The following is a 26,375-nucleotide window of genomic DNA, read 5'->3' on the forward strand; positions in this document are numbered from 1 at the left end:
ATAGCCGCTCTTTCGCCCGGCCGGGTTTTTTCGAAACCGCGGGCTCGGCGTCGATTGGGGCAGCGCTCCGCAGCCCAAAACCGGTATTTCCTGAAGGGCATGGGCGGGCGGCAACCGTGGCTCCACAAACCTGTCAACGTCGATTTTTACTGACAGCGTTTTCGGGCAGGGATCAGCTATCCGGCATACGCCCGCTGCAGCTCTGCGAGGTTGATCTTCTTCATGCGCAGCATGGCTTCCATCGTCCTTTCGGACTTCTGGGTATCTGGATCCCCGAGCATCTCCAGAAGAGCGGTCGGGAAGACCTGCCACGACACGCCATATCGGTCCTTGAGCCAGCCGCATTGCTGTGCCTTTTCGTCTCCCCCGGCCGAGAGTTTCTCCCAGTAGTAATCCACCTCTTCCTGCGTCTTGCAGCCGACCTGGAACGAGATGGCCTCGTTGAACTTGAACTGCGGGCCACCGTTGAGCGCCGTGAACGGCTGCCCATCGAGCTCGAAGGCGACGGCCATGACCGTTCCCGCGGGTTTGCCGTGGACCTCGCGTCCCGCCCCTCCGTAGCGAGTGACCTCCACGATCCTGGAATTCTTGAAGATTCCGGTATAGAAGCGGGCTGCCTCCTCCGCCTGATTGTCGAACCAAAGACACGGGGTGATCTTTTGCATGGCATTTCTCCTGATTGGTCCAAAGTGTGGACCTGGATGGCCTCGACCACCAGCTAGTCGCCTGGAGGACCCCGCGATCGACAGCGTCAGCTGTTCGACTGGGACACTGGTTGGCCGGCGTTCATCAGTTGATGATCTGATCCGCTCGCAGCAAGAGCGATTGCGGGATGGTGACGCCGAGAGCTTTCGCCGCCGTGAGGTTTATCACGAGCTCGAACTTCGTGGGCTGTTCGACCGGCAGGTCCGCGGGTCGGGCGCCCTTGAGAGTTTTGTCGATGTAGGTCCCAGTGCGCCGTAGGAGCTCCGGAAGGCTCGTTCCATAGCTCATGAGGGCCCCCAGCTCAACCGCCTCCCTGTTGTTGAACACCCCGTATCGTGGCACTCGCCGCGAGACACCGGCTACCCTCTGCGCGTTCGGCAAAAAGCATCGTGCTCGGGAAGACGGCAAAGTCCTGGCGGCGGCCTCGGCCTCCTTCAACATGTCCCGCATCGTGCTGTCGGCGAATGCCCCCGGATGCCATAAAATCGCGATGCGGGTGGCCCGGGGAAGAGCCTCGGTGAGCAGCGCCAGGTGCTTGGGGACGAGCGTCGGGCCCAGGAACGTGGTGCCTGTGAGATTCCCGCCTGGGCGTGCGAGGCTGGCAACCAGGCCGTCTCCGACAGGATCGCCCATAGCCATGACGATGATAGGGATCGTCGCAGTCGCGGCCCGCGCGGCGCGGCCCGCCGGCGTCGCTCCAGCGACGATGAGATCGACCTTCAGGCGAGCAAGTTCGGCCGCGAGACCGGGGAGCCGCTCGATATTCCCATCGGCAGCGCGATATTCGATCAGGATGTTCCGACCTTCGACATATCCGTGGTCGCGCAGCCCCTGCCTGAAGGCGTCGAGGGATGCCTTCGTCTCGGGCATCTCGAGCGCTCCCGTGATCAGAACCCCTATCCGGGGGACTTTTCCCGGTTCCTGCGCCTGAAGCGCGAGCGCTCCAGCGAGGCAGAGGAGGATAGCCGCCGCGCCACGACCGGCAGTCTTCAGCACCCCCCTAGCTCGGTCAGGCAGTCGACGCGGCAGGGGGGATGCCCGGTGGCGAAACCGGCCGCGCGGCCTCACGAGCCCGGGGGCGCCTCGCGCAGCGCCGCGTCGATGATGGCGGGCAGGCGGTCCAGCGCCGACGCGCCCTCCAGGCGGGCCACCAGATGCCCCTTGAGGTCCATCACGACGGTGTAGGGGGTGCCTTTGAAGCCGAAGCGGTTGCCGATGTTGAGCTGGGGGTCCAAGGCTACGGGATAGGCCACCTTCTGGGCCCGGATGAACTTCCGGGCGTCAACCTGCGTGTCCTGGACGTGAACAGCCACGAACTCCACCGCCTGCCCGCGATAGCGCTCCACCAGGCGGCTGAACGCCCGTGACTCCCGGGCGCAGGCCCGGCAGTAGGAGGCCTGGAAGCGCACCACGAGGACCTTCTTGCCGGTGATCTCGCGGGAATCGATGACCCGGGAGTCGTTGAGCGGCTCCACTCGAAGTCCCGGCGCTTCTCCCAGGTGGTCCGCCCGACCGGAACCCGGGATGGCGGCGATCACCAGCGCCAGCGCGAGCGCCAGCACGAGACGGTGGCCCGGACCCACACGCGTATAATAAGCCCGGTGCGCGACCTAGAGCACGAACTGCGGAAGGTCATCTCGGGCGACGTCCGCTTCGACCGTACCTCCCGGCTCCTCTACGCCACCGACGCCTCGATGTACCAGGCGGAGCCGATCGGGGTGGTCATCCCCCGCGAGGTGTCCGACGTGCAGGCCGCCGTGGAAGCGGCCTGGAAGTTGGGCGCTCCGCTCTTGCCTCGGGGTGGTGGTACCGCGCTCAGCGGCCAGACCGTGAACCACGCCCTGGTGATCGACTTCTCCGCCCATCTCAACCGCGTGCTGGAGGTCAACATCGAGGAGCGGTGGGCGCGGGTGGGGCCGGGGCTGGTGCAGGACGAGCTGAACCACCACGTGCGCCCGCTGGGGCTCCTGTTCGGGCCCGACACGTCGACCTCCAACCGGGCCACCCTGGGAGGCATGATCGGCAACAATTCCGGGGGATCCCACTCCATCGCCTACGGCCTCACGGTCGATCACGTCCTCGAGCTCACCACGCTCCTGGCGGATGGCACGCGGCTCGTCTTCGGCGAGCTCACGGCCGACGAGTTCGCCGCCAAGTGTCGGCTCCCCGGCCGCGAGGGTGACATCTATCGCGCGGTGGACCGCCTGCGCACCGCCTATGCCGACGAGATCCGCGCCCGCTACCCCGCGCACTGGCGGCGGGTCGCCGGTTACAACCTCAACGAGCTCGTCGGCGTCGGGGTGAAGCCCGGTTCGTACGCCGGCGGCGGCAACGGCGCGCCGCGGCCACTGAGCATGGCCCGGCTCCTGGTCGGTTCGGAAGGCACGCTCGTGACGGTCGTGGAGGCCAAGGTGCGGCTGATGCCGCGGCCCCGGGCCACGGCCCTGGACGTGATCCACTTCGCGGAGATGCAAGAGGCGCTGGAGGCGTCCCAGGCGATCCTGGAATCCGGTCCCTATGCGGTCGAGCTCACCGACAAGATGATCCTGGATCTGGCCCGCGGGAACATCGAGCACCGACAGCGAGCGGCCTTCATCCAGGGCGATCCCGCCGCGATCCTGATGGTGGAGTACGCGGGCGACCGCGAGGCCGAAGTCCGGGCCAAGGTGGAGACGCTGGAGGCCCGGCGCCAGCGCGAGCGGTTCGGGTACGCCGCCCACATCACGTACGACCCGGCCGCCCAGCAGTCCATCTGGAAGCTACGCAAGGCGGGGCTCGGGCTGCTGCTGGGCATGAAGGGCGACCGCAAGCCGATCGCCTTCGTCGAGGACACCGCCGTCGAGCCCCGGCACCTGCCGAAGTTCGTGGAGCGCTTTCGCGAGATCGTCGCCCGTCACGACACCGAGGGCGCCTACTACGGCCACTGCTCGGTGGGCTGCCTGCACATCCGGCCCGTCATCAACCTCAAGACCCCGCGTGGCCTCGAGCAGGTGCGGGCGATCGCCGACGAGATCACCGACCTGGTGCTGGAGTTCGGCGGGACCATCTCCAGCGAGCACGGCGATGGCCGGGCCCGCAGTCCCTTCCTGGAGCGCATGTACGGCCCGACCCTCATGCGGGCGTTCCGCGAGCTCAAGCAGGCGTTCGACCCCGACAACCGCATGAACCCGGGGAACCTGGTCGAGAGCCCCGGCATCACCGAGCACATGCGCTACGGCGCCCAATACACGACGTGGGAGCCGTCGACGCTGCTGGACTTCAGGGGGCAGGGAGGGTTTGCCGCGGCCGTCGAGATGTGCAACGGCGTCGGGGTCTGCCGCAAGACGCTGGAGGGCACCATGTGCCCCTCCTACATGGCGACCCGGGACGAGGAGCACTCCACGCGCGGGCGGGCCAACGCGCTGCGGGCGGTCTTGTCCGGGCAGGTACCGGCCGGGGAGTTCACGGGCAAGCGCCTGTACGAGGTGATGGATCTGTGCCTGGAGTGCAAGGGCTGCAAGGCCGAGTGCCCGTCCAACGTCGACATGGCCAAGCTGAAGTACGAGTTCCTGCACCACTACTACCGCGCCAACGGGCTGCCCCTGCGCAACCGACTCTTCGGCCACCTCGCCCGCGTGAGCGCGCTGGGCGCCGCGGCCCCGTGGTTGGTGAACCGCCTCTCCGCGCTGGCTCCCAGCCGGTGGCTGCTGGAGAAGATCGCGGGAATCGACCGCCGCCGGCCGCTGCCGCCGCTGGCGGCCCAGACGTTCACGGACTGGTTCGCGCGGCGACCCGCGCCGGCGGCGGCATCGAAGGGCGACGTCGTGCTCTTCCACGACACGTTCGTGACCTACAACGTCCCCGAGATCGGCCAGGCCGCCGTGGGCCTGCTGGAGGCGGCCGGGTACCGTGTCGTGCTCGTCGACCGCAAGTGCTGCGGGCGGCCCCTCATCTCCAAGGGGCTGCTGGACCAGGCGCGCGAGCACGCAGCCTGGAACGTGGCGCGCCTGGCGCCCCACGCGAGCCGGGGGACCGCCATCGTCGGGCTCGAGCCCTCGTGTCTGCTGACGCTGCGCGACGAGTGGGTGGATCTGTTGCGCACCGACGAGGCCCGGGCCGTGGCGCGTCAGAGCTTTCTCCTCGAGGAGTTCCTCGTCCGCGAGCGCGACCGCGGGCTGCGGCTTGCGTTCAAGGGCCAGGGGCGTGCGGCCCTCTTGCACGGCCACTGCCACCAGAAGGCGCTGGTGGGCACGGCGCCCACGGTGGAGGCGCTGCGCTGGGCCGGGTTCGCGGTCAGCGAGGTCGACTCGGGCTGCTGCGGAATGGCCGGCTCGTTCGGCTTCGAGCACGAGCACTACGACATCTCGGTCTGGCTCGGTAACCGCCGCCTGGCTCCCGCCGTGAAGGCGGCGCCGACCGAGACCGAGATCGTGGCCCCGGGCATCTCGTGCCGCCAGCAGATCGGGCATCTGGCGGGGCGGCGCGCCCGACATCCGGCCGAGGTGCTGTGGGAGGCGCTCGCGACCTGAGGTAGCATCCTCGGCGTGCAGGCTCTTCCGGTCGCCGCCCTGGCCGTGCTCCTCGCGGCGGTCGTCAAGGGCACCATCGGGATCGGTTTTCCGACCCTGGCCACGCCCCTGCTCACGCTGGTCCTCGACGTCAAGACGGCGGTCGTCCTGCTCATCCTGCCGAACATCGTGATGGACGGTATCCAGTTCACCCGTCAGGGCGTGCCGGTGGCGACGATGCGCCGCCTGACCTCGCTGATCATCTTCGGGGCGCTGGGCACCGTGCTGGGAACCCGGCTGCTGGTGGAGTTGCCCGCCCACGTCGTCCTCCTGGTCCTGGGGGTGTTCCTGCTGGTGTTCGTCGCCCTCAACGTGGCGCGCATGTCGCCTCGGATCCCGGCGGGCTGGGAGCCCTGGGTCGCCCCGGTGGCCGGTCTCGTGGCCGGGGTCCTGGGCGGGGTCACGAATGTCCCGGGCACGCCGCTGGCCGTCTACTTCTACGCCCTGGGCATGGAGAAGCGCGAGTTCATCCGGGCGGTGGCCTTCACCTTCCTCGTCTACAAGCTCGTGCAGCTCGGCGCGGTCGCCTACTACGGACTGCTGACGTGGAGCCTGCTGCTCGTCTCGGCCGGGCTCACCGCGGTCGCGGTTACCGGGTTCGCCGGCGGGCTACTGGTCCAGGACCGGCTGGAGCAGCGGGCCTTCAACCGCCTGATCTTGATCTTTCTGGCCGGGCTCGGTCTGTGGCTGGTGCTGCGCGCGACGCGCGGCTGAGCGGGCCCGGTTACCGTCTCAAGGCTGGAAGCTGGCGAGCCGGATCTCGGCCAGCACGGCGTCGGGCACGCAGAGGAAGGAGGCGACCACGGCGGGGTCGAAGTGGCTGCCGGCGCAGCTCTGAATCTCCCGCTTGGCCGCGTCGAACGAGATCGCCTTCGAGTACGGGCGGTCGAACGTCATGGCGTCGAAGGCGTCGACCACGCTGAAGATGCGGGCCCCCAGGGGAATGACCTCGCCCTTGAGCCCTTGCGGGTAGCCGGTGCCGTCCCACCGCTCGTGATGGGAGTACACGATGGGCACCGCGCCCTTGAGGAACGGGATGTTCTCGATGAGCCGCTTGCCGATATCGGGATGCCGCCGCATGATCGCCCACTCTTCGGGGGTCAGCGCGCCGGGCTTGAGCAGGATGTGGTCGGGAATGCCGATCTTGCCGATGTCGTGCAGCAGCACGCCGTGGGCGAGGTCGACGAGCTCCTCGTCGCTCAGGCCGTGCTGCCGCGCGGTAGCCAGCGCGTAGCCGTGCACCCGCCGGGAGTGCGCCTCGGTGCCGACGTCGCGGGAATCCAGCGCGGCGCCCAGGGTTTCCAGCGTCGCGCGGTAGGTGTCCTGCAGCTGGCGATAGGCTCGTTGCAGATCCCGGGTGGCTTCGTCGACCCGGCGCTCCAGCCGCACCTGATACTCGCGCCGGTCCACGAGGAGCTGGCGGCGCTCCAGGGCCCGTTCGGCGGCGATGAGCAGCTCGTCGACGTTGACCGGCTTCACGATGAAGTCGTCGGCGCCCAATCTCAAACTTTCGATGGCGGTCGTCACGTCGGGGGCCCCGGTGAGCACGATGACGGCGGCATCGCGGTCGAGCGCCCGGATCCCGCTGAGCACGGCGATGCCGTCGAGCTCCGGCATCCGGAGGTCCATCACCGTCAGCGCCGGCCGCGACTCGGTGAAGGCGGCCAGGCCCTCCTGACCATTGCTCGCGTGCAGGCAGTCATAGCCGGCCGACAGGAAGACCTGATGCAACAGCGTCCGCACATGAGCGTCGTCGTCGACGACCAGCACCTGCCGGCGGTGTGCGTTCAGAGGATCTTCTCCGGCGAGTCGGTGGTGGCCACCTGATTCTTGCCGGCGCGCTTGGCCGCGTAGAGCGCCTCGTCGGCGGCCCGGACCAGCTCCTCGGCGCTGGCGGCGTCGTCGTCGGGCAGGCTGGCCAGCCCGAAGCTGGCGGTGAGGGGCTTGCCGTGGGCGAAGGCGTGAGTGGAGACGACGTGGCGGATGCGGTCGGCGTACAGGCGGGCCCCCGCTCGCGAGGTCTCGACCAGGAGGACGACGAACTCGTCGCCCCCATACCGCGCCACGACGTTGATCCCACGCGAGTGCTTGACCAGGATCTGGGCCACGTCCCGCAGCGACTCGTCCCCGACGGCGTGCCCCAGCTCGTCGTTGACGGCCTTGAACCCGTCCAGGTCCATGAGCACGACGGAGACGGGATGATTGAAGCGCCGGTGCCGCTGCATCTCCTCCTCGAGCCGGATGGAGAAGAAACGGCGGTTGTAGAGGCCGGTGACTTCGTCCTTGAACGACGTCTCCTTCAGACGGGTGTTGGTGTTCTCGAGCTCCTTGTAGGCGGCGTCCAGGCGGGAGGCGAAGCTGTTGATCTCGCCCGCCTGCTGCTCGATCGTCTCCAGCATCCGGGCGATGGTCTGCATCAGCGTGCCGGCCTCGCCACGGCGCTCGGCCAGCTCGCCCAGACGCCCCTCCTCGCCGAGCATCCGGGCCACGCGGGCCACCGTGCGCCCGATGTCCCACACCATATAGCCGCCGGCGACGATGGCCAGCGCGGTGAAGAGGAACAGGCCCAGCAACCCGAAGAATTCGGCGCTACCGAGCGGGCTCAAGGACGGCAGCACGAACCGGTGGGTGACGTACGCCAGGACGAGGAGCGGGATGATGGCGACGAGGCCGAGGGCGACGAGGACCTTGTGGCTGAGCCGCTGGCCTGCTTCCGCCACGTCGGACGGGGGCTTGGCCGGCATATGGGCATTGTCTCGGGTGTTGCTGCGAAGTGTCAATGTCCAGAGGTCGGCCGGGCCAACTCCCCGGAAAGACTCGACAAGTCCGTTTCGGGCCCGCCGTCGGCCGGTTGCGCTCGGCCGCCGGTCGGTGTCAGAATGTCGGTGCACGATGCTCCTCACACCCGACAAGAAGCTCGATTGCATTGGTCTGTTCTGCCCGATGCCAGTCCTCAAGGTTCGGGAGGCGCTCACGACGATGGCCGAAGGCCAGGTGCTGGAGATGCTCGCCGATGATCCCGCCGCCGAGGCGGACCTCAAGAGCTGGTCCGCCCGCACGGGGCACCAGCTCCTGGTGGTGGACAAGGATGGGCCCGTCTTCCGCTTCCTCGTCCGAAAGACCAAGTAGCGGCGTCGTCGCCGTCACTCGCGTGTACCTGGACTACGGCAGCTTCACCCCTGTCGACCCGCGAGTGGTCGCGGTCATGCGGCCGTTCCTGGAGGGGGGCGCCGGCAACCCGTCGGCGCCGCACTCGCTGGGCCTGGAAGCGCGGGCCTCGCTGGACGGCGCCCGGGCCAAGATCGCCCGACTCTTCGGCGGCGCCCCCGCGGGCATCATCTTCACCGCCAGCGCCACCGAGGCCAACAACCTGGCGGTCAAGGGGACCGCCCTGCGCACGCCGGTGCGCCACGTCGTCACCTCGGCCGTCGAGCATGTCTCCGTCCTCAACCCGTGCCGGGACCTCGAGAAGCACGGCTCCCCCGTCACCTATGTGGGGGTGAATCACGAGGGTCGGGTCGAGCCGGCCGCCGTGGAGCGGGCTCTGCGGGACGACACGACGCTCGTCTCGATCATGGCCGCCAACGGCGAGATCGGCGCCGTTCAGCCGCTGCGCGAGATCGGCCTGATCACTCGGCGCCGGGGCATCCCGTTTCACGTCGACGCCGTCCACGCCGCCGGTCGGCTGCCGCTGTCGGTCGACGAGTGCGGGATCGATCTGCTTACCCTCTCTTCCAACGACCTCTACGGCCCTCCGGGCGCCGGGGCGCTCTGGGTGCGGCCGGAGGTGAGGCTGGCGCCCCTCATCCTGGGTGGCGGTCAGGAGCGCGGCTACCGCGCAGGCACGGAGAACCTGCCGGCCATCGTGGGCATGGGCGTGGCCGCCGAGCTGGCCCGCGTGGAACGCGTCGGGGAGTCGACGCGCCTGACCGCCCTGCGCGATCGCCTGATAAACCAGCTGCTGGACCGGGTGACCGGCGCCGGCCTGACCGGCCCGCGCGCCGAGGCGCGCCTGCCCCACCACGCCAGCATCGTGGTCCCGGGGGTCAAGGCGGAGGCGCTGCTGCTCGAGCTCGATCTGCGTGGGGTGGCGGTGTCGTCGGGTTCGGCCTGCACCACGATGACGGGCGAGCCCTCGCACGTGCTGCGGGCCATCGGCTGCGACCGCGAGGCCTCCGAAGGGTCGCTGTGCTTCACGCTGGGGCGGTGGACCACGGCCGCCGAGATCGACTTCACGCTGGACGTCCTGCCTGGCATCGTCGAGCGCCTGCGCCGGCTGGCGCGGGGCTAGCGATGCCGCTGCAGCGCTCCCGCCGCCACCGGATGATCGCCGGCGTCTGCGGGGGCCTCGCCGAGTGGCTGGGATGGGATCCCACGCTGGTGCGGGTGCTCTACGTGCTCGTCTCGATCCTGTCGGCGGCCTTTCCGGGCATTGTCGTCTACCTGTTGCTCTGGATCATCATGCCCCGGGCCCCGGCGGAGTGAGGCTGTTCGCGCTCTGGGTTCACGTGCTCGGCGCGGTGGTCTGGCTGGGCGGGCTCGTGTACCAGATCCATGTCGTCGGTCCGCGGGCCGGGCAGGCGCGGACCTTCGCCGAGGCCGCCCGGGGCGCCCGCCCGTACGCCTGGACGGCCCTCGGGCTGACCACCCTGACCGGGTTCTACAACGTCACCCGCCTGGGTCCGCTGGAGCGTGTCATGGAGAGCGGCGCGGCCCTGCTCCTGGCCGGCAAGTTCCTTCTGGTCCTGCTCATCGTCGCGCTCGCCGCTCAGCGCGACTTCGCCCAGATCCCTCGTCTGGCCCGGGTACTCACGGCGGGCGAGGATCCCGGGCCGGCCCTGGCGGCGATCGGCTGGCTCGATCGCATCGCCATGCTGCTCGGTGTCATCGTCGTCTATCTGGGGTTGGCCATCTCCCGGAGCTGACGGGCGGCTGCTCAGAGTCCGGTGATTCTGACGCCGGCGTTCTTCACCTTGTACCGGCGGTTGATGGTGGCGAGCAGGGCGGTGACGCCTTCCAGCGGCCCCGCGTTGGCCAGGGGGCCAGCGTCGAAGGTTCGCAGCCCCATCGTCGCGCCAAGCTCCGCCACGGTCTCTTTGGCTGCCGGCTCGTCGCCGCAGAGCAGCAGATCGCAATCGATCGTCTCCTGGATGTCGGCGAGCTCGTGAGCCGCGATGTGCTGGAAGGCCCCGACCACGCGCGCCCCCGGCAGCAACGCCTGAATTTCCTCGGCCGACGAGCCGGCCGGCGGCGGGGTGAAGAGGCGAGGACCCTTGAAGTCGAGCGCGACCACCGTGCTGACCACGACCTTGCCGCGACAGGCCTCGGCCAGGGGCGGCAGCGTGGCCGCCAGGCCGCTGGCGGGCAGGGCCACCACGACGATCTGACCCAGGGCGGCCGCCTCCGCGTTGGTGTGACCGACGATGGTGAGCTTGCGCGTGAGCTCACGGAGCTCGACGGCCTTGGCCTTCGCCCGCTCGAGGTCGCGGGAGCCGATGACGATGCCGTGGCCGCCCAGCGCCCACCGGGCGGCCAGGCCCACGCCTTCCTTGCCGGTGCCTCCGAGAATGGCGATGTTCATGGCTAGCGAAACAGGTCCCGGGCCGGGTCGCGCAGCAGCGGCTTGGAGCCCTCCTCGCCCGGCGCCACCCGCAGGCCGCGCACGATCGCGACGGGGACGCGGTCGAGCTTGCCCATGACCAGCTCGGCGGCTCCGGTCACCTCGTCGGCCACGGCCAGGATCGTGGCCTGCAGGGCGCGTCCGGCCTGATCCTTGTACCCCAGGTAGCTGCGCAGCGGCGCCATCCCGCTCACGCCGATGGCCACGTTGGTGAGTCCCTCGCGCCAGGGACGCCCGAACGTGTCGGCGATGATGACGGCAAGGTCGATCCCGGCCGCTCCGCGAATCGCCTCGCGCAGCCGCCGGGCCGAGCGATCGGGATCCTCGGGGAGCAGGGCCACGCAGTCGGGCTCGACGTTGGACTGGTCGACGCCCGCGTTCGCGCAGACCCAGCCGTGGTGGGTCTCCGCGATGAACACGCCACGGTCCATGCGCACGATGCGTCGCGACTCACGGAGGATGACCTCCACGAGGCGTGGATCACGTCCGAGCTGGGTCGCCATGGTGATAGCCGCCGGCGACGGCGACACGTCGCTCAAGCGGACCAGGCGGCCTTCCGCCTTGGACACGACCTTCTGGCCGACCACCAGCAGGTCGCCGTCGCGCAGCGGGGTCCCCTGACGGTCGGCCGACTCCACGACGAGTCGGCCGAGGTCGTCGCCGGGGCGGACTTCCGGGATCCCGGTGACGCCGACCACCTCGTACCGGGGCAGCATCATCAGTGCGCGCGCTGAAGCGACGGTGGTAGCGCCTCGTTCAACTGGATTCCCCAGCTCGCGACCAGACGGCCGCTCTCGGTGCCCGGCCCCTGGTGGAGCAGGGCACGGAGGTCGTCGAGTTCGTCCACGTCGAGACCCAGCCCCGCCAGCGGCAGCACCCAGGGGTTCAGCCCCCGCGCGCGCGCGGCGGCCAGATGGTTGTCGAACGAAGGCTCGCCGAAGACGAGCGGCATGATGTCGGGGGGAGCCAGGGCGGCCCCGTTGGTGCCGCGGCCCGAGCGGGACGGGGTGAAGACCACGCCGGGATGTCCGGACGCGGCCACCTCGATCAGGGCGGCCACCTCGTCGGCGGTCGTGCAGGGCACATCGCCGGGCACGGTGAGGAAGAGGCGGGCGCGGCGACGGGCCGCCTCGGCCTGGGCCTGGGCCACCGCCGCCGTGTGCCCGCGATTGCAGTCCTCGTTGAGGGTCGCGGCGCCGGCACGCCGTGCAATGGCGGCCACTTCGGCGTCCCCGCTCACTACCCACACCGCGTCGAGCCCGGCGCCCATCAGGGCGCCGAGCACGTCGCGCAGCATTGCCCGGGCCAGATCCACGCGCTCGGCCGGAGTAAGCACGGTGATCAGGCGTTGCTTGGCGTTGACGAGGTCCTTCACGGGAACCGCGGCGACCCTCATCCGCCGGCCACCTCGAGCACCCGCCTCGCCAGCGCGACCTCGCGCTGGCGATCGGGCATGAGGATCTCGGCCAGGACCGGCGAGACGCCCCGCTCGCGCAGCGCGGGAACCGAGGCGCGGTCGCCGGAGTCGATGAGAAGCATGCGGAGCCACGGCGCGTAGGCCAGGGCGACGCCCACGGGCGACACCGGCAAGCCCCGAGCGCGCATGAGCTGAGCGGCGGGTCCGCTCACGGCGGCGCCGCCGATGATGGGGCTCACCCCCACGATCGGCGCCGGGGCCCTGGTCAGGGCCTCGACGATGCCGGGCACGGCGAGCACCGGCCCGATCGACGTCACGGGATTCGAAGGACAGATCACGATGAGCTCGGCTTCGGCGATCGCGCCCAGCACCTCCGGTGGCGCCGTCGCCTGGGCCGCGCCCGCGTAGGCGACCTCGAGCACCTCCCCGAGGGCCTTGTCCCGCACGAAGTACTCCTGGAACGTGAGCCAGCCGTCCTCGGCCCCGGTGGCCATCGCCGCGCGGATCCGGGTCCGCACAGGATCGTCGCTCATGGGCAGGATGCGCGTCTCCACCCCGAGACGACGGGCGATGGCCGCCATCACGTCCGACAGCGGCGTCCCCGCGCGCAGCGCCCGCGTGCGGAACAGATGCGTGGCCAGATCGCGGTCGCCGAGGTTGAACCAGGTCTCGGCGCCGAGCTCGGCCATCGCCCCCAGGCAGCGGAACGTCTCTCCGGCCAGCCCCCAACCCCGCTCGGTGTCCAGGCGGCCGGCCAGCGCGTACGTGATGGTGTCGAGGTCCGGGGAGACGTGCAGGCCCCAGATCTCCGTGTCGTCGCCGGTGTTCCCGATGACCGTCAGGTTCCGGGGCCCCAGGCAGACGACCAGTCCCCGCAACAGCTTGGCGGCGCCGGTTCCGCCGGCGATGGCGGTCACCTTCACGACGTCACTCGCGAGGTGCTTCGCGCAGGGTCCAGAGGGCGCTGCCCCCTCGCCAGGCGTAGAGGCCGACCCCGGCCCGACCGGTCAGGGCTCCGGGCAGGGTGCCCTCCGGTACGGGAATGAAACCGAACCGCACCCACACGCGGTCAAGACCTTGCGGGCGCGCGAACACCACGTCGCCACCGAGGGCGGTGCTGTGATCCAGCGCCGCCGTCACCAGTTGGGCCGCGATCTCGAGGGGGTCTTCGCCGGCGACGACGACGGGACCGTGCAGGAACAGGGCGCGCCCCTCGCGCTCGGCGAGCACCGCCCCCACCAGCCGCTCGCCCTGGGGTGGTGTGGCCACGAAGGCTCCCCACGCGAAGGCGAGCCTCGCCGGTTCGGGCCAGGCGAACGCGGCGAAGTCGAACAGCGAGCGCGCTTCGGTCCCGTCGGCCAGGGGACGGTAACCTACTCCCTGCCACACGCGAGGGACGGTTGCCTGAGCCAGCGACGGAGTGGGCGCGAGCGCGACGCCCGGCGCCCCGGCCGCCGCCGCCGGCGCCGACCCGGGACCGGGACGGCGCCGGCGCGGGCTACTTCTTCCCAAGCACGGAGTCCTTCAGGCTCTTCGTCAGCCGGAACTTGCACACGCGCTTGGCCGGGATCTTGATGGGCTCGCCGGTCTGCGGATTGCGTCCGATCCGCGCTTTGCGATTGGACAGGACGAGCTTTCCGAAGCCGGGGAGAACGAAGCCGTTCTTGGCCTCCTTGCACGCGAGCGTGACCAGCTCGTCGAAGAGTTCCCCGACCTGCTTCTTGGAGAGGTTGCTCTTCTGCGCGAGGTGGGACATCGTCGCCGACTTCGTCATCATCTTCGCCACGGGCAGCCTCCTGTTCGTCGGTTGGGAGTGAGGGTGACGTGAATTAATACCACAGGCCGCAATCGCCGGCTACCGACCCGTGTAGCGAAACTCCCCCGACGCGATGAGACGACGGTACGAGCCGAACCGCGACTCGGTGTCGTGGATGGCGTCGAGGGGCGAGGCCTCGTCGTCTTCCCCGTCGTAGCGCCGGAGGATCGTGTACAGCGTGTCCCGCTGCGCCGGCACCCGACCGGCGTCACGGACCAAGCGCTTGAGCTCGGCCGGCGGCACCAGCTGCCCGTAGGCGGCCCCCGCCGACGTCGAGATGGATTCATTGATCAGCGTTCCACCCAGGTCGTTGGCGCCGGCGTCGAGCAGGAGTTGGGCCAGCTTGGGTCCTTCCTTCACCCACGAGGCCTGGATATTGGGTATGTGAGCGCCGAGCATGATCCGGGCCAGGGCGTGCATGACCACCACCTCGGCCCCCGTCGCCCCCGGCCGGACCCCTCCGACCAGCCCTTTGGCCCACATGGGCGCTTCCGTATGGATCAACGACAGGGGCACGAACTCGGTGAATCCCCCGGTGTCCTTCTGGATCGAGCGCAGCAAGGCCAGGTGCCGCACCCAGTGGGCGGGGGTCTCGACGTGGCCGTACATGATCGTCGAGGTGGTCCGGAGCCCCAGCGCGTGAGCGGTCGTCACGACCTCGACCCACTGCGGTACCGTGATGCGCCCACGGGCGATCCGGTCGCGGATCTCCTGATCGAGGATCTCGGCCGAGGTGCCGGGCAGCGTCCCCACCCCGGCCGCCTGCAGCTCGGCGAGGTATTCGCGCACCGGCAGCCCCGAGCGCACGGAGCCGTACAGCACTTCCTCCGGTGAGAAGGCGTGCAGGTGCAGCGCGGGGATGGCCTCCTTGATGGCCCGGCACAGGTCGATGTAGTAGCGCCCATCGAGCTTGGGCGGTAGCCCGGCCTGGATGCACACCTCGGTGGCGCCCAGCTCCCAGGCCTCCCGGGCCCGCCGCACGACCTCGGCCACCGGGAGGAAGTAGCCTTCTTCCTCGCGGTGATCCCGGCTGAAGGCGCAGAAGGTACAGTGCTTGATGCAGACGTTCGTGAAGTTAATGTTGCGGTTGATGACGAATGTCACCAGCTCGCCCGCCTGTCGCCGCCGCAGGGCGTCGGCGGCGCGGACGAGGGCCTGGAGATCGCGGCCGCGGGCCGTGGCCAGCACGAGCGCGTCGTCGACGGACACTTCGCCGCCCTCGAGCGCCCGCCCCAGCACGCGGCGCACCGGGGCGGCGGCCGCGTCGAGCGTCGGGCGGAGGCTACCAGCGTCGCCAGTGTTCATAGGACTCCTTGACGAGGCCGTCCTCGTCGGTCAGGTTCGCGATCCGAGGGCGCAGCGGCTCGGCCACGAACTCGGCCCGCCGGCTGTATTCGGGATAGATGGCCAGGCGTTCCCGCAACACGAAGCCCGCGCGCGCCGTCGCCTCTCGCAGGTCGATGATGCGCGGCCAGGGCTTTTCGGGATTGATGTGATCGAGGGTGAGCGGCGACACGCCGCCCCAGTCGTTGAGGCCGGCGGCGAGCAGGCGGGCGTAGGCGCCCGGCGACAGGTTGGGCGGGGCCTGGATGTTGACTTCGGGTCCGAGGATCAGCCGGGCCACCGCGATCGTGCGGAGGAGGTCGTCGAACGACGGCTCGGGGGCGTCGCGCATGGGAATCGCGGGCTTGGCGCGGAAGTTCTGGACGATGACTTCCTGGATGTGGCCGTAGCGCTCGTGGAGGCTGCGGATGGCCATGAGCGCATCGACTCGCTCCCGGGGTGTCTCGCCGATGCCGATGAGGATCCCGGTCGTGAAGGGGATCTGCAGCTTGCCGGCCAGCTCGATCGTCCGGAGTCGGCGCGCCGGCACCTTGTCGGGCGCGCGCTCGTGGGCCATGCCCGGCGCGAGCAGACGCTCGGCGACCGTCTCCAGCATGAGCCCCATGCTGACCGTGACCTCGCGGAGCGCGGCCAGGTCGCGTTCGCCCATGAGCCCGGGGTTCGCGTGGGGCAGGAGCGGCGATTCCCGCAGGGTCGCCGCGCACATCGCCGTCAGATACTGGAGCGTCGTGCGGTGGCCGTGCGCCCGCAGGAACTGTCGATGCTCGGGGAAGCGAGCTTCCGGCTTGTCCCCGAGGGAGAACAGCGCCTCCTTGGCCCCGATGCGCTCGCCGGCCTGCACCAGGGCGACGACCTCGTCCGGGGTCATGGTGTGCGCGCCGGCCTGGCCGGGGTCGCGGCGGAAGGTGCAATAGCCGCAATAGTCGCGGCACAGCGTGGTGAGCGGCACGAAGATCTTCTTGGAGAAGGTGACGCGGCGGCCGCGGCCCTGGTCGCGCAGCGCGCCGGCCCGGTCCAGGAGGTCGGGGATGCCCGCGGCGGGCGTCTCGATCAGCGCGCACGCCTCAGCGTGAGTGGTCACTGTATCGGGGGCCGTGAGGCCGGCTTGGACCGTGGGTGGCCTGTTCTAGGTGCGGGGCGGCTGCGTTCGTTTTTCCGATTGATTGGACTCGAACTAGGTGCGGCGTGGCTCCGTTCGGATTTCCGATTTATTGAAGTCGATCGTGCTGCGGGGTGGCGTCGCCCGGTCTTCAGTTTGGGGAGGACGTCGTGGGCGAAGCGCTCCATGCTGGCCAGAACTTTGCCCAGGGCGGGGCGTACGGGGTCGAACACGAAGTGGGTGACGCCCAGGGACTGGTACCGGCGGATGTCGGAGGCGACCTCGGCGGCCGTGCCCTGGAACAGGGGGCGCTCGCCGGCGGGGGCCCGGTCGCGCGGGCCCCGAACCTCCATGGGAGCGCGGAAGCTCAGGGTGATGGCGCGGGGGTCGCGCCCGGCCTGCCGGGCGTAGGCCTGCAATTGTGCGACCCGGGTCCCGTACTCGTCCGGGTAGAGCAGGGCGGGTGGGCGCAGCCCGATCGGATGCCACCCATCCCCCAGGCGGGCCGCCCGCCGCAGCGCGGCGTCGGTGTGGCCGCCGATCCAGATCGGGATCCCGCCTCGTTGGGCGGGCTTGGGCAGGGCGTGGACCTCGCGGACGGTCGCGTAGCGTCCCTCGAACGTCACCGGGTCGGTCGTCCACACCCGACGCATCAGGCTCAGATACTCGTCGGTGACTCGTCCCCGTTCCTCGAAGGGGGGTGCGCCCACCGCCTCGAACTCCTCCTTCAGCCAGCCCGTTCCTGCGCCCAGGATGAGTCGCCCCCGCGACAGCACGTCGATCATGGCCAGCATCTTGGCGGTGAGCAGCGGGTTGCGGTAGGGAATGACCAGCACGCTGGTCCCCAGCCGCAGCGTGCGGGTGACGTGCGCCAGGTAGCCCAAAAGCACCAGGGGCTCCAGATAGTCCTGCTGGGAGCCTCCGGGGAAGCGGCCGCTCGCCGCATAGGGATAGATCGACGCATCCGTCTTCACCGGAAGCACGATGTGATCGGTGACGAACAGGGAGGAGAAGCGCAGCGCCTCGGCCCGCGTCGCGATCTTGAGTACGGTGTCGAGGGTAGCGAACGGTCCGCGGCCCGGCAGCGAGAGGCCGAACTCCATGGCGGGCGTAATGGTAGGCTACGCTCCAGGCCTTTGCAATCGCGGGCATGCTCACGCGTGTCTCGTCCCTGACGCCAAGAGGGACAACCCTCCCCCGTTCACGCTATCTTTGAAGCGCGTATGAAGCTCGGGGCCAAATTGTTCGTGGCCTTCTCGCTGGTGCTCGGCGTCCTCTTCATCGTCGGTGTGCTGAGCCTGCGCGCCCTGGACCGGCTGGTCACGGTGAATCGGGACATCACGACGCGGACCTTGCCGGCGGTGCGGCACGTCTCGGCGGCCCACGAGGCCATGCCCGGCCTGGCCCGGCTGGAAGCCCGTATGCTGATCCTCCGCGACGCCGCCTACGCCGTCGCCTGGACGGAGCGGATGGCCGAGGTCCGGCAGGATCTGGCCCGCCTGTCGGCGCTGCTGACCGCGCCCAGCCAGACCGCGTTGCTGAACGAGGCCCGGCTCGCCCTGGACCAGTACGACGCCGTGGTGGCCCGCGAGCAGCTGCTGACCGCCGAGGGCAAGCGCCAGCAGGCGCTGGAGGTGGCCCAGACCGAATCCAGCGCGCTCGTCGAAGCGGTCGAACACGCGCTGGGCAGACTCATCGAGGACATCCACGAGGCGGCGCGCAGCGCCCAGATCGAAGCGGCGCGACTGGAGGCCCGAACCTGGACCGGCGTGCTCGTCGCCCTGGGCGCCGCGGTGGGCCTGGCCTTTCTGGCCGCCGCGGTGATCGTCGTCCGCCTCACGCGCTCGCTCCGGGCCCTGTCGGTCGCGACCTCGGCGCTGGCCACCGGCTCGTTCCGCGAGCCGGTCAAGGTGGAGGGGCGTGACGAGGTGGCCGCCCTGGCCCTGGCCTTCAACCGGATGGCCGAGCGGCTGCAGGAGATCGATCGGCTCAAGGAGACGTTTCTCGCCGCCGTCTCCCACGAGCTCCGCTCGCCGCTGACCTCCATTCGCGAAGCGGGCCACCTGCTGCGCGAGGGGGTGCCCGGCGGCCTCAATCCCAAACAGACGCGCCTGGTCGCCATCGTGGAGAAGGGCGCCGACCGCCTGCTCCGGCTGGTCAACCAGATCCTGGACCTGTCCCGTCTGCGCGCCGGCATGCTCCGGATCGAGCGCAAGCCGGTGGTCCTCGACCGGGTAGTGGCCCGTGCGGTGGAGGAGCTCCGCCCTCAGGCCGAGGACGCCAATCTCACCCTGACGCTGGAGCGGGTCGGCACCCGGTTCGATTTCCTTGGAGACGAAGATCGCCTGGTGCAGGTCGTCGTGAACCTCGTCTCCAACGCCGTGCGCTTCACGCCGGGCGGAGGACGCATCACCGTGCGCGTGATCGACGTCGGCCGCGAGATCGAGGTTCAAGTGGAGGACACCGGCATGGGCATCCCCGCGGCGGCGCTGCCTCACATCTTCGGCTGGTACGAGCAAGCCCATCACGACCGCGGGGGCACCGGCCTGGGTTTGCCCATCGTGCGGGGACTGGTGACCGCGCACGGGGGGCGCGTGACGGTAGAATCCCAGGAGGGCAAGGGCAGCCGGTTCACCGTGCTGCTGCCCCGCGAAGGTGTGGACCCGTGAGGAGCGACCGACTCCTGGTCGGGATCGCGCTGGTGTCGGTGGCGTCGGGCTGTGCCGCGTCTCGTCCGGCCACGTCGCTGCTGGAGCGCGCCGATCGCCTCGTTCAGCAGGGCCAGTATCAGGCTGGGATGCGCGCGTACGACGAGCTGGTGTCGACGTACCCGACCGATCCCGGGGCGCCGCGAGCGCTGGCGGCCCGGGACGCCCTGGGCTCCCTGCTGGCCGCGCGCGGCGACGTGGCCCGTCTGAAAGAGGAGCTGGCGGCGCGGGACAGCGAACTCGGCCGTCTCAAGCAGGAGCTGCAGCGGTTGCAGGGCGAGACCGAACGCCTGCGCGCCGACCTCGAGGCGCTCAAGAAGATCGATCTCAAGCAGGAGCGCCGGCCGCGATGAGGCGACGGGAGCCCCAGCTCGGATCGCGCGATCGAACCATCACAGCCGGAGGTCGCGGCGGGGCACGGGCCCGCGGTGCGAGCCGCAGGACGTCGCGGGGCTGGGGCCCCGCCGTCCGAGGCGAGCCGACGAGGCAATCACAGCCCGGGTGCCCAATCCCATGAAGCGACGCGTGCTCATCGTGGACGACGATCCGGCCATCCTCGAGGTGCTGGAGATGCGCCTGAATGCCATGGGCTTTCAGGTCGTGGCCACCACCGACGCCCGGCGGGCGAGCGAGGCGGTGGAGAAGACGCGCTTCGACGTGGCCCTGCTGGACCTGCGTATGGAGCCCGTCGACGGCATCCGGCTCATGGAGATGCTGCACGCCCGCCAGCCGCGCCTGCCCGTGCTCATCATGACGGCGCACGGGACGATCGAGACCGCCGTCGACGCGGTGCAGCGGGGCGCCTTCGATTACCTCACCAAGCCGTTCGTCCGCGACGAGCTCCGGGCCAAGATCGGTCGGGCCCTGGCCGTGCGCCAGTGGGCGCGGGATCGGGAACGACTGCTGATGATCGGGGAGACCTTCGCCTCCTCGGGCGTCATGACCCGGATCCTCGACTCGGTGGCCCAGGCCGCCGTCGAGACCACGGAGGCCGAGCGCTCGGTCGTCTTTCAGCTCACCAACGGCCGCCTCACGCCCATGGCCAGTGCCGGCACTCCGCCGCCCTCCTGGAAGGCGCTCGAGCAGGCAGCCGGCCAGGCCATCGACAAAGGCGCGCCCGTGACGACGCCCGGCACCGAGAGCCGGGTGATCATGGCCGCGCCCCTGGTGGTGCAGCGGGGACCCGTGGGGGCCCTGGTGATCGAGACGCCGGCCCGGGTCGAGCCTACCGACGACGACCTCGACTTGATGGCCCTCTTCTCGTCGCAGGCGGCCATCGCCATCCGGAACAGCCACGAGCTGGAGCGGTTGCGGAGCGGGGCCCTGGCCGCGCTGGGCCGCATGGCCACCCAGGTCGCCCACGAGCTCAAGAACCCCCTGGCCGGGTTGCGGCTCTACGCCCATCACCTGGAGCAGCGGCTGGAGCGAGCCGGCGAGGCCGACACCGCCGAGCTGGCGCGGAAGATCAGCTCCACGGTCGATCATCTGGCCTCGGTCGTGTCGGAGATCACCGCGTTCGGGCGGCCCCCCGAGCTGCACCGCGCGCGGACGGCGTTGGCCCCGCTGCTCGACGAATGCATCGCGCTGGGGCGGGCCCGCTGTCCCGACGAGCGCATCGAGGTCGTGCGGACCTACGACGCCCGCTGTCCCGAGGTCCACGTGGACCCGCGCGAGCTTCGCAAGGCGTTCCTCAACCTGATCCTCAACGGGCTGGAGGCGCTCGGGGGCAATGGCCGCCTCAGCGTCAGCCTGGCCTACGCCGGCGAGACGCAGTCCGTCACCGTGGGCATCGACGACACCGGCGCCGGCATGACCGAGGAGGTCCTGGTGCGCGCCTTCGATCTGTTCTTCACTACCAAGCCGGAGGGGACGGGGCTGGGGATGGCTATCTCCCGCTCGGTCATCGACCTGCACGGGGGCGAGCTGGGCATCCAGAGCTCGCCCGGGCAGGGCACCCGCGTCCGCATCCGCCTGCCGGTGGGCGCGCCATCGCGCGGCGAGGCGGCGGAGGGTCGGTGAGGCAGGGCCGCACGATCCTCGTCGTCGACGACGAACCGACCATCGTCGACGGGCTGCGCATGACGCTGGAGGCCGAGGGCTACGCGGTTCGCATCGCCGGCAGCGTGGAGACGGCCCTGGCCGCGCTGGCCCAGCTCGAGGCTCACATGGCGATCGTGGACCTCATGCTCCCCGACGGGGACGGTATCGCGCTCACCCGCGAGCTCAAGAAGCGCGATCCCTCGCTCGAGGTGATCATCATCACCGCCTACGGATCGGTGCGCCGGGCGATGGAGGCCACCAAGGGAGCGGGGGCCTTTCACGTGCTGGAAAAGCCCTTCGATCCCGAGGAGGTGCTGGGGCTGGTCAGGAACGCCCTGGAACACCGCAAGCTGCTGGCCGAGAACACGGATCTCCGGCGACGGCTGGGCGAGCAGACGGCCGACAGCGAGATCCTGTTCGAGGCGCCCTGCATGCAGCGGGTCATGGAGACCGTGTCGGCCGTGGCCGACGCCGACGCCAACGTGCTCCTCATCGGCGAGAGCGGCACCGGCAAGGAGCTGATCGCCAACGCGCTGCACGAGCGCAGCCGGCGCCGTGACGGACCGTGGGTGAAGATCAACTGCGCGGCTCTGCCCAAGGACCTCATCGAGTCGGAGCTGTTCGGCCACACCCGCGGCTCGTTCACCGGGGCCACCGCCGAGAAGCCCGGCCTCCTGGAGGAGGCCCACCGGGGCTCCCTGCTGCTCGACGAGATCACGGAGATGCCCTTCGATCTCCAGGCCAAGCTCCTGCGGGTCCTGGAGGAGCGCATCGTGCGGCGCATCGGCGGCACCAAGGCGGTCAACGTCGACTTCCGCCTGATCTCGTCGACCAATCGCAACGCCGAGGCCGTCGTGAAGGAGGGCGGTCTGCGCCAGGACCTCTACTTCCGGATCAACACCGTTACCATCCAGGTGCCCCCCCTGCGCGAGCGCCGGGACGACATCCCGCTGCTGGTCCGGTCCTTCTTCGAGCGCTACGTGCGGAAGCACGCCCGGCCCATGGAGGGCATCGAGCCCGAGGCCTACCGCCGGCTCATGAACTATCCCTGGCCGGGCAACGTGCGCGAGCTCCAGCACGCCATCGAGCATGCAATTCTGGTATCCCGGGGGCAGCAGATCACCCTGGCCGATCTGCCCGAGAGCGTCCAGCGGGCCGGCGGCGGCGCCGCGGCGATCGCGCCCTCGGAAGTGCCGTCGGGCTCGCTGGAGGAGATCGAGCGGGCCTCCATCCTCAAGGCCCTGGAGACGACCCGTTGGAACAAGCAGGCGGCGGCGGCGTTGCTGGGCCTGCGGCGGCCGACCCTCTACTCCAAGATGCGCAAGCACGGCATCCCCCAGCGCCCCGGCTAGCCCGGGCAGTTCAAAACTCGGGCAGCAGCCCGCCGCGTGCCTAATCGATAGGCAACGGCGTCCGGCTGAGTTCCCGCTAAGTCGCCGAAAACACGAGGCTCTACATTCTCCGAGACAGGCACACGCGTTGCTTTGATGCTCGACTCCTGGAGGGCTGGCGATGAAAAAGATCGAGGCGGTGATCAAGCCGTTCAAGCTCGACGACGTCAAGGAAGCGCTGACTGGCATCGGCGTGATCGGCATGACGGTATCGGAGGTCCGGGGGTTCGGCCGCCAGAAGGGCCACACCGAGCTCTACCGGGGCGGCGAGTACACCGTCGACTTCCTTCCCAAGATCAAGGTCGAGGTCGTCGTGCCCGACCACCTGGCTGGCAAGGTGGCCGACGTCATCGCCGGGGCCGCCAAGACCGGGAACATCGGAGACGGCAAGATCTTCATCTGCCCGGTCGAAACAGCGATCCGGATCCGTACCGGCGAGCGCGACGAGAATGCGCTCTAGCCACGAGCCTGGCTGCCCGCCGGGCCGGACCCGACGGCGAGCCCAGAGGAGGGGGTTGACCGTGACGCGACTGACACTCGCATTCGCAGTGGTGGTGGTCCTGATGGGGGCGGTCGTCGCATCCGCCCAGCAACCGGCGGCGCCGCCGGCGAGCCCGACGGCCTCCGCTCCGGCGGCCGAGGCGCCCAAGGCAGCCGAGGCGCCCAAGATCGACAAGGGCGACACGGCGTGGGTGCTCACATCGTCGCTCCTCGTCCTCATGATGACCGCGCCCGGCCTGGCCCTCTTCTACGCGGGGATGGTTCGCCAGAAGAACTCCCTGGCCACGCTGATGCACTGCTTCATCATCGCCGCGCTGATCTCCGTGCAGTGGGTCCTGTGGGGCTACAGCCTGGCCTTCGGCCCCGACAAGGGCGGCATCGTAGGGGGTCTGGAGTGGATCGGCCTGCGTGGCGTGGGCTCCGAGCCGTTCCCCACCTATGCGGGGACCATACCCCATCAGGCGTTCATGATCTTCCAGATGATGTTCGCCATCATCACGCCCGCCCTGATCGTCGGCGCGTTCGCCGAGCGGATGAAGTTCTCGGCGCTCATCCTGTTCACGCTGCTGTGGGCCACGTTCGCCTACGACCCCCTGGCCCACTGGGTGTGGGGCGACGGCGGCTGGCTCAAGAAGCTGGGCGCGCTGGACTTCGCGGGGGGGACGGTCGTTCACATTTCCTCGGGCGTCTCCGCGTTGGTCTGCGCGCTGGTGATCGGCCGCCGACGCGGCTACGCCCACCAGCCGATGCCGCCCCACAGCTTGCCGCTCACGGTGACCGGCGCGGCCCTGCTCTGGGTGGGGTGGTTCGGCTTCAACGCCGGCAGCGCCCTGGCCGCCGACGGCCTGGCGGCCAGCGCCTTCCTGGCCACCAACACGGCGGCCGCGGCGGCGGCCCTGGGCTGGATGTTCACGGAGTGGCTCACGCGGGGCAAGCCCACGGTGCTCGGGGCGGCGTCGGGCGCCGTGGCCGGTCTGGTCGCCATCACGCCGGCCGCCGGCTTCGTGGGACCCGTCGCGTCGATCATCATCGGGGCGATCGGCGGCGCCCTGTGCTACAGCGCCTGCAACTTCAAGGCGCGCCTGGGCTACGACGACTCGCTGGACGTCGTGGGCGTGCACGGAGTGGGCGGGACGTGGGGCGCTATCGCCACCGGCCTGTTCGCCTCCAAGGCGGTCAACGCCGCCGGCGGCGACGGGCTGTTCTACGGCAACCCCGGCCAGCTGATGACTCAGGTCCTGGCGGTGCTGGCCACGTTCGTCCTGGCCGTCGTCATCACCGTCATCGTCCTCAAGGTCGTGGACGCGCTGGTCGGGCTCCGGGTCAGCGAAGAGGACGAGGTGGCGGGGTTGGACCTCTCCCAGCACTCCGAGACCGCCTATACGTTGGGCGGGGGCTCGTACGGCGAGTTCTCGAGCGGCGGGGCCATGGCCGAGGCCATGCGGGCGGCGGAAGCCAAGGTACGGACGGCCCATTGAGGCCGGAGGTGCCTTGATTTTGCGCGCGTAGTTCACTAAGGTAGCGCGGTCCGGCGGCGCCGCACGGCGCCGCCGGGGCCTCGTCAAACTCAACAAGAGGAGAAGGATCGCATGACCCCGAAGGATGTCCTCAAGCTCGCCAAGGAGAAAGGCGCCAAGATCGTCGATCTCCGCTTCATCGACTTGCCGGGGCTCTGGCAGCATTTCTCGATCCCCATCTCCGAGCTCAACGAGGGCATCTTCGAGGACGGGCTCGGCTTCGACGGCTCGTCGATCCGCGGCTTCCAGACCATCGACGAGTCCGACATGCTGCTCATGCCCGATCCGGCCACGGCCGCCATGGACCCGTTCACGGCGGTGGCGACCCTCGTGCTCATCTGCAACGTCAAGGACCCCGTGACGGGCAAGGCCTACACCCGGGATCCGCGCTACGTGGCCCAGAAGGCCGAGGCGTACGTGAAGAAGAGCGGCGTGGGCGACACCGTCTACATCGGGCCAGAGCTCGAGTTCTTCTTCTTCGACTCGATCCGCTTCGACCAGTCGTACAACTCCGGCTACTACTTCATCGACTCCGAGGCCGGCTTCTGGAATTCCGGCAAGGAAGGCCCGGCGGACAATCCCAACCTGGGCTACAAGCCGCGCTACAAGCAGGGCTACTTCCCGGTGCCGCCGATGGACAAGTTCCAGGACATCCGCTCGGACATGGTGCTGGCCCTGGAGAGCGTGGGCGTCCGCGTCGAGGTGCACCACCACGAGGTGGCGACCGGCGGTCAGACCGAGGTCGACATGCGCTACGACACGCTGACGAAGATGGCCGACAAGGTCATGTGGTACAAGTACTGCGCCAAGAACACCGCGCGGAAGTGGGGCAAGACGGCCACCTTCATGCCCAAGCCGCTGTTCCAGGACAACGGCTCCGGGATGCACACGCACCAGTCGATCTGGAAGAACGGCAAGAACCTGTTCTACGAGCGCGGCGGCTACGCCGACATCTCCAAGACCTGCCTCTACTACATCGGCGGGATCCTCAAGCATGCCCCCGCGCTGCTGGCGCTGATCGCGCCCTCGACGAACTCCTACAAGCGCCTGGTGCCGGGCTACGAGGCGCCCATCAACCTGGTCTACAGCCAGCGCAACCGTTCGGCCTGCATCAGGATCCCGATGTACTCCAAGTCGGAAGGGGCCAAGCGCATCGAGTTCCGCACGCCCGACCCGACCTGCAACCCGTATCTGTCGTTCGCGGCCTGCGTGATGGCAGGGCTGGACGGCATCGCCAACAAGATCGATCCTGGCAAGCCGGTGGACAAGGACCTCTACGAGCTGCCGCCGGCCGAGCAGAAGAAGATCAAGCAACTGCCCGGCGCGCTCGACATCGTGCTCGACAATCTCGAGAAGTCGCACGACTGGCTGCTCAAGGGCGACGTGTTCACGCCGGATCTCATCGAGACGTGGATCGACTACAAGCGCAAGAACGAGGTCGATGCCATTCGGCTGCGGCCGCACCCCTGGGAGTTCGCCCTCTACTTCGATATTTGATCGCATGGGGGGCCTCGAAAGGGCCCCCCATGCCGCCCGAAACGTTCGGACCGCCCCGGGGGACCCGGGGCGGTCGTCTATTTCCGCCTGCCGTTATTTCCGGCTGCCGTGGACACGCTCGCTGGGCGGAGTATGCGCTGGCGCCCATCACACGTTTCCGTTAGACTCCGGAG

The 26,375-nt window shown here is 69.6% G+C and carries 27 protein-coding genes; 13 read left to right on the plus strand and 14 right to left on the minus strand.

Annotated features, from left to right (window positions below; all coding sequences use genetic code 11):
- Window positions 1-176: 176 nt before the first annotated feature.
- From VFR64_14395 to VFR64_14405, 3 genes are all read right to left on the minus strand, one after another.
- On the minus strand, window positions 177-665 hold the full coding sequence (locus VFR64_14395; protein ID HET9490928.1) for a VOC family protein: 489 nt from the start codon (window positions 663-665) through the stop codon (window positions 177-179).
- 124 nt (window positions 666-789) lie between these two features.
- Window positions 790-1,701: an ABC transporter substrate-binding protein gene (locus VFR64_14400; protein HET9490929.1), complete on the minus strand. Its 912-nt coding sequence runs from the start codon at window positions 1,699-1,701 to the stop codon at window positions 790-792.
- 68 nt (window positions 1,702-1,769) lie between these two features.
- On the minus strand, window positions 1,770-2,288 hold the full coding sequence (locus tag VFR64_14405) for a TlpA disulfide reductase family protein (GenBank protein ID HET9490930.1): 519 nt from the start codon (window positions 2,286-2,288) through the stop codon (window positions 1,770-1,772).
- Between the two features lie 18 nt (window positions 2,289-2,306).
- Between VFR64_14405 and VFR64_14410 the strand changes: the two genes are divergently transcribed.
- Entirely contained in the window at window positions 2,307-5,213 is a 2,907-nt protein-coding gene (locus VFR64_14410; GenBank protein ID HET9490931.1) for an FAD-linked oxidase C-terminal domain-containing protein, read from the plus strand.
- A 15-nt stretch (window positions 5,214-5,228) separates the two neighbouring features.
- On the plus strand, window positions 5,229-5,966 hold the full coding sequence (locus tag VFR64_14415; GenBank protein ID HET9490932.1) for a sulfite exporter TauE/SafE family protein: 738 nt from the start codon (window positions 5,229-5,231) through the stop codon (window positions 5,964-5,966).
- An 18-nt stretch (window positions 5,967-5,984) separates the two neighbouring features.
- Here VFR64_14415 and VFR64_14420 read toward each other — a convergent pair whose 3' ends face one another.
- Window positions 5,985-7,022, minus strand: a complete 1,038-nt coding sequence (locus VFR64_14420; protein ID HET9490933.1) for an HD domain-containing phosphohydrolase — start codon at window positions 7,020-7,022, stop codon at window positions 5,985-5,987.
- A gap of 17 nt (window positions 7,023-7,039) precedes the next feature.
- Entirely contained in the window at window positions 7,040-7,996 is a 957-nt protein-coding gene (locus VFR64_14425; protein HET9490934.1) for a GGDEF domain-containing protein, read from the minus strand.
- A 148-nt stretch (window positions 7,997-8,144) separates the two neighbouring features.
- On the opposite strand from VFR64_14425, the gene VFR64_14430 reads away from it, so the two are divergent.
- Genes VFR64_14430 through VFR64_14445 form a run of 4 tightly spaced genes read left to right on the plus strand, consistent with a single transcriptional unit; the run spans window position 8,145 to window position 10,177 of the window.
- Window positions 8,145-8,381 carry a sulfurtransferase TusA family protein gene (locus VFR64_14430; GenBank protein ID HET9490935.1) on the plus strand — a complete coding sequence of 79 codons (237 nt, stop codon included), beginning with the start codon at window positions 8,145-8,147 and terminating at the stop codon, window positions 8,379-8,381.
- Between the two features lie 22 nt (window positions 8,382-8,403).
- Complete coding sequence (locus tag VFR64_14435) at window positions 8,404-9,543, plus strand: cysteine desulfurase family protein (GenBank protein HET9490936.1); 1,140 nt, start codon at window positions 8,404-8,406, stop codon at window positions 9,541-9,543.
- A 2-nt stretch (window positions 9,544-9,545) separates the two neighbouring features.
- Window positions 9,546-9,737, plus strand: a complete 192-nt coding sequence (locus tag VFR64_14440; GenBank protein HET9490937.1) for a PspC domain-containing protein — start codon at window positions 9,546-9,548, stop codon at window positions 9,735-9,737.
- Complete coding sequence (locus tag VFR64_14445; GenBank protein HET9490938.1) at window positions 9,734-10,177, plus strand: CopD family protein; 444 nt, start codon at window positions 9,734-9,736, stop codon at window positions 10,175-10,177. The genes VFR64_14440 and VFR64_14445 overlap by 4 nt, the downstream gene beginning before the upstream one ends.
- A gap of 11 nt (window positions 10,178-10,188) precedes the next feature.
- Here VFR64_14445 and npdG read toward each other — a convergent pair whose 3' ends face one another.
- The 9 genes from npdG to VFR64_14490 form a co-directional block, all read right to left on the minus strand.
- Window positions 10,189-10,833 carry an NADPH-dependent F420 reductase gene (gene npdG, locus VFR64_14450; protein HET9490939.1) on the minus strand — a complete coding sequence of 215 codons (645 nt, stop codon included), beginning with the start codon at window positions 10,831-10,833 and terminating at the stop codon, window positions 10,189-10,191.
- A 2-nt stretch (window positions 10,834-10,835) separates the two neighbouring features.
- A complete protein-coding gene (cofE, locus tag VFR64_14455; GenBank protein ID HET9490940.1) occupies window positions 10,836-11,591 on the minus strand; it encodes a coenzyme F420-0:L-glutamate ligase in 756 nt (251 codons plus the stop codon).
- Window positions 11,591-12,268, minus strand: coding sequence for a 2-phospho-L-lactate guanylyltransferase (gene cofC, locus VFR64_14460; GenBank protein HET9490941.1), 678 nt, complete (start codon window positions 12,266-12,268; stop codon window positions 11,591-11,593). Before cofC ends, cofE begins: the two co-directional genes overlap by 1 nt.
- Entirely contained in the window at window positions 12,265-13,212 is a 948-nt protein-coding gene (gene cofD, locus VFR64_14465) for a 2-phospho-L-lactate transferase (protein HET9490942.1), read from the minus strand. The genes cofC and cofD overlap by 4 nt, the downstream gene beginning before the upstream one ends.
- 4 nt (window positions 13,213-13,216) lie before the next feature.
- Window positions 13,217-13,678 (minus strand): hypothetical protein, encoded by a 462-nt coding sequence (locus VFR64_14470; protein HET9490943.1) that lies wholly within the window; start codon window positions 13,676-13,678, stop codon window positions 13,217-13,219.
- Between the two features lie 109 nt (window positions 13,679-13,787).
- Window positions 13,788-14,066 carry an HU family DNA-binding protein gene (locus VFR64_14475; protein ID HET9490944.1) on the minus strand — a complete coding sequence of 93 codons (279 nt, stop codon included), beginning with the start codon at window positions 14,064-14,066 and terminating at the stop codon, window positions 13,788-13,790.
- A gap of 78 nt (window positions 14,067-14,144) precedes the next feature.
- Entirely contained in the window at window positions 14,145-15,410 is a 1,266-nt protein-coding gene (cofH, locus tag VFR64_14480) for a 5-amino-6-(D-ribitylamino)uracil--L-tyrosine 4-hydroxyphenyl transferase CofH (protein HET9490945.1), read from the minus strand.
- Entirely contained in the window at window positions 15,388-16,530 is a 1,143-nt protein-coding gene (gene cofG / locus VFR64_14485; protein ID HET9490946.1) for a 7,8-didemethyl-8-hydroxy-5-deazariboflavin synthase CofG, read from the minus strand. The genes cofH and cofG overlap by 23 nt, the downstream gene beginning before the upstream one ends.
- On the minus strand, window positions 16,527-17,651 hold the full coding sequence (locus VFR64_14490; GenBank protein ID HET9490947.1) for an LLM class F420-dependent oxidoreductase: 1,125 nt from the start codon (window positions 17,649-17,651) through the stop codon (window positions 16,527-16,529). Before VFR64_14490 ends, cofG begins: the two co-directional genes overlap by 4 nt.
- Window positions 17,652-17,771: 120 nt before the next feature.
- Here VFR64_14490 and VFR64_14495 point away from each other — a divergent pair, with 120 nt between their 5' ends.
- The 7 genes from VFR64_14495 (at window position 17,772) to glnA (ending at window position 26,202) form a co-directional block, all read left to right on the plus strand.
- Complete coding sequence (locus tag VFR64_14495) at window positions 17,772-19,217, plus strand: ATP-binding protein (protein ID HET9490948.1); 1,446 nt, start codon at window positions 17,772-17,774, stop codon at window positions 19,215-19,217.
- The gene (locus tag VFR64_14500; GenBank protein ID HET9490949.1) at window positions 19,214-19,609 is read left to right on the plus strand and encodes a hypothetical protein; all 396 of its coding nucleotides are present in this window, start codon (window positions 19,214-19,216) and stop codon (window positions 19,607-19,609) included. Before VFR64_14495 ends, VFR64_14500 begins: the two co-directional genes overlap by 4 nt.
- A 160-nt stretch (window positions 19,610-19,769) precedes the next feature.
- Window positions 19,770-21,275: a response regulator gene (locus VFR64_14505; GenBank protein HET9490950.1), complete on the plus strand. Its 1,506-nt coding sequence runs from the start codon at window positions 19,770-19,772 to the stop codon at window positions 21,273-21,275.
- Window positions 21,272-22,648, plus strand: coding sequence for a sigma-54 dependent transcriptional regulator (locus tag VFR64_14510; GenBank protein HET9490951.1), 1,377 nt, complete (start codon window positions 21,272-21,274; stop codon window positions 22,646-22,648). Before VFR64_14505 ends, VFR64_14510 begins: the two co-directional genes overlap by 4 nt.
- Window positions 22,649-22,808: 160 nt before the next feature.
- Window positions 22,809-23,147 carry a P-II family nitrogen regulator gene (locus VFR64_14515; protein HET9490952.1) on the plus strand — a complete coding sequence of 113 codons (339 nt, stop codon included), beginning with the start codon at window positions 22,809-22,811 and terminating at the stop codon, window positions 23,145-23,147.
- A 103-nt stretch (window positions 23,148-23,250) separates the two neighbouring features.
- Window positions 23,251-24,666, plus strand: coding sequence for an ammonium transporter (locus VFR64_14520; GenBank protein ID HET9490953.1), 1,416 nt, complete (start codon window positions 23,251-23,253; stop codon window positions 24,664-24,666).
- A 111-nt stretch (window positions 24,667-24,777) separates the two neighbouring features.
- Complete coding sequence (gene glnA / locus VFR64_14525) at window positions 24,778-26,202, plus strand: type I glutamate--ammonia ligase (GenBank protein HET9490954.1); 1,425 nt, start codon at window positions 24,778-24,780, stop codon at window positions 26,200-26,202.
- The last annotated feature ends 173 nt before the right edge of the window (window positions 26,203-26,375 follow it).

Source organism: Candidatus Methylomirabilota bacterium (genome assembly GCA_035709005.1).
GTDB lineage: Bacteria > Methylomirabilota > Methylomirabilia > Rokubacteriales > CSP1-6 > 40CM-4-69-5.

Coding starts and splice junctions, on each gene's coding strand:
- VFR64_14490 (HET9490947.1), bottom strand. CDS start 17,651: ATGGAGTTCGGCCTCTCGCTGCCGGGCCGCGGACCGTTCGCTACCCTC.
- VFR64_14395 (HET9490928.1), bottom strand. CDS start 665: ATGCAAAAGATCACCCCGTGTCTTTGGTTCGACAATCAGGCGGAGGAG.
- VFR64_14515 (HET9490952.1), top strand. CDS start 22,809: ATGAAAAAGATCGAGGCGGTGATCAAGCCGTTCAAGCTCGACGACGTC.
- cofC (HET9490941.1), bottom strand. CDS start 12,268: ATGAGGGTCGCCGCGGTTCCCGTGAAGGACCTCGTCAACGCCAAGCAA.
- VFR64_14505 (HET9490950.1), top strand. CDS start 19,770: ATGAAGCGACGCGTGCTCATCGTGGACGACGATCCGGCCATCCTCGAG.
- glnA (HET9490954.1), top strand. CDS start 24,778: ATGACCCCGAAGGATGTCCTCAAGCTCGCCAAGGAGAAAGGCGCCAAG.
- VFR64_14430 (HET9490935.1), top strand. CDS start 8,145: ATGCTCCTCACACCCGACAAGAAGCTCGATTGCATTGGTCTGTTCTGC.
- VFR64_14475 (HET9490944.1), bottom strand. CDS start 14,066: ATGATGACGAAGTCGGCGACGATGTCCCACCTCGCGCAGAAGAGCAAC.
- VFR64_14440 (HET9490937.1), top strand. CDS start 9,546: ATGCCGCTGCAGCGCTCCCGCCGCCACCGGATGATCGCCGGCGTCTGC.
- VFR64_14495 (HET9490948.1), top strand. CDS start 17,772: ATGAAGCTCGGGGCCAAATTGTTCGTGGCCTTCTCGCTGGTGCTCGGC.
- cofH (HET9490945.1), bottom strand. CDS start 15,410: ATGAACACTGGCGACGCTGGTAGCCTCCGCCCGACGCTCGACGCGGCC.
- npdG (HET9490939.1), bottom strand. CDS start 10,833: ATGAACATCGCCATTCTCGGAGGCACCGGCAAGGAAGGCGTGGGCCTG.
- VFR64_14425 (HET9490934.1), bottom strand. CDS start 7,996: ATGCCGGCCAAGCCCCCGTCCGACGTGGCGGAAGCAGGCCAGCGGCTC.
- cofE (HET9490940.1), bottom strand. CDS start 11,591: ATGATGCTGCCCCGGTACGAGGTGGTCGGCGTCACCGGGATCCCGGAA.
- VFR64_14520 (HET9490953.1), top strand. CDS start 23,251: ATGGGGGCGGTCGTCGCATCCGCCCAGCAACCGGCGGCGCCGCCGGCG.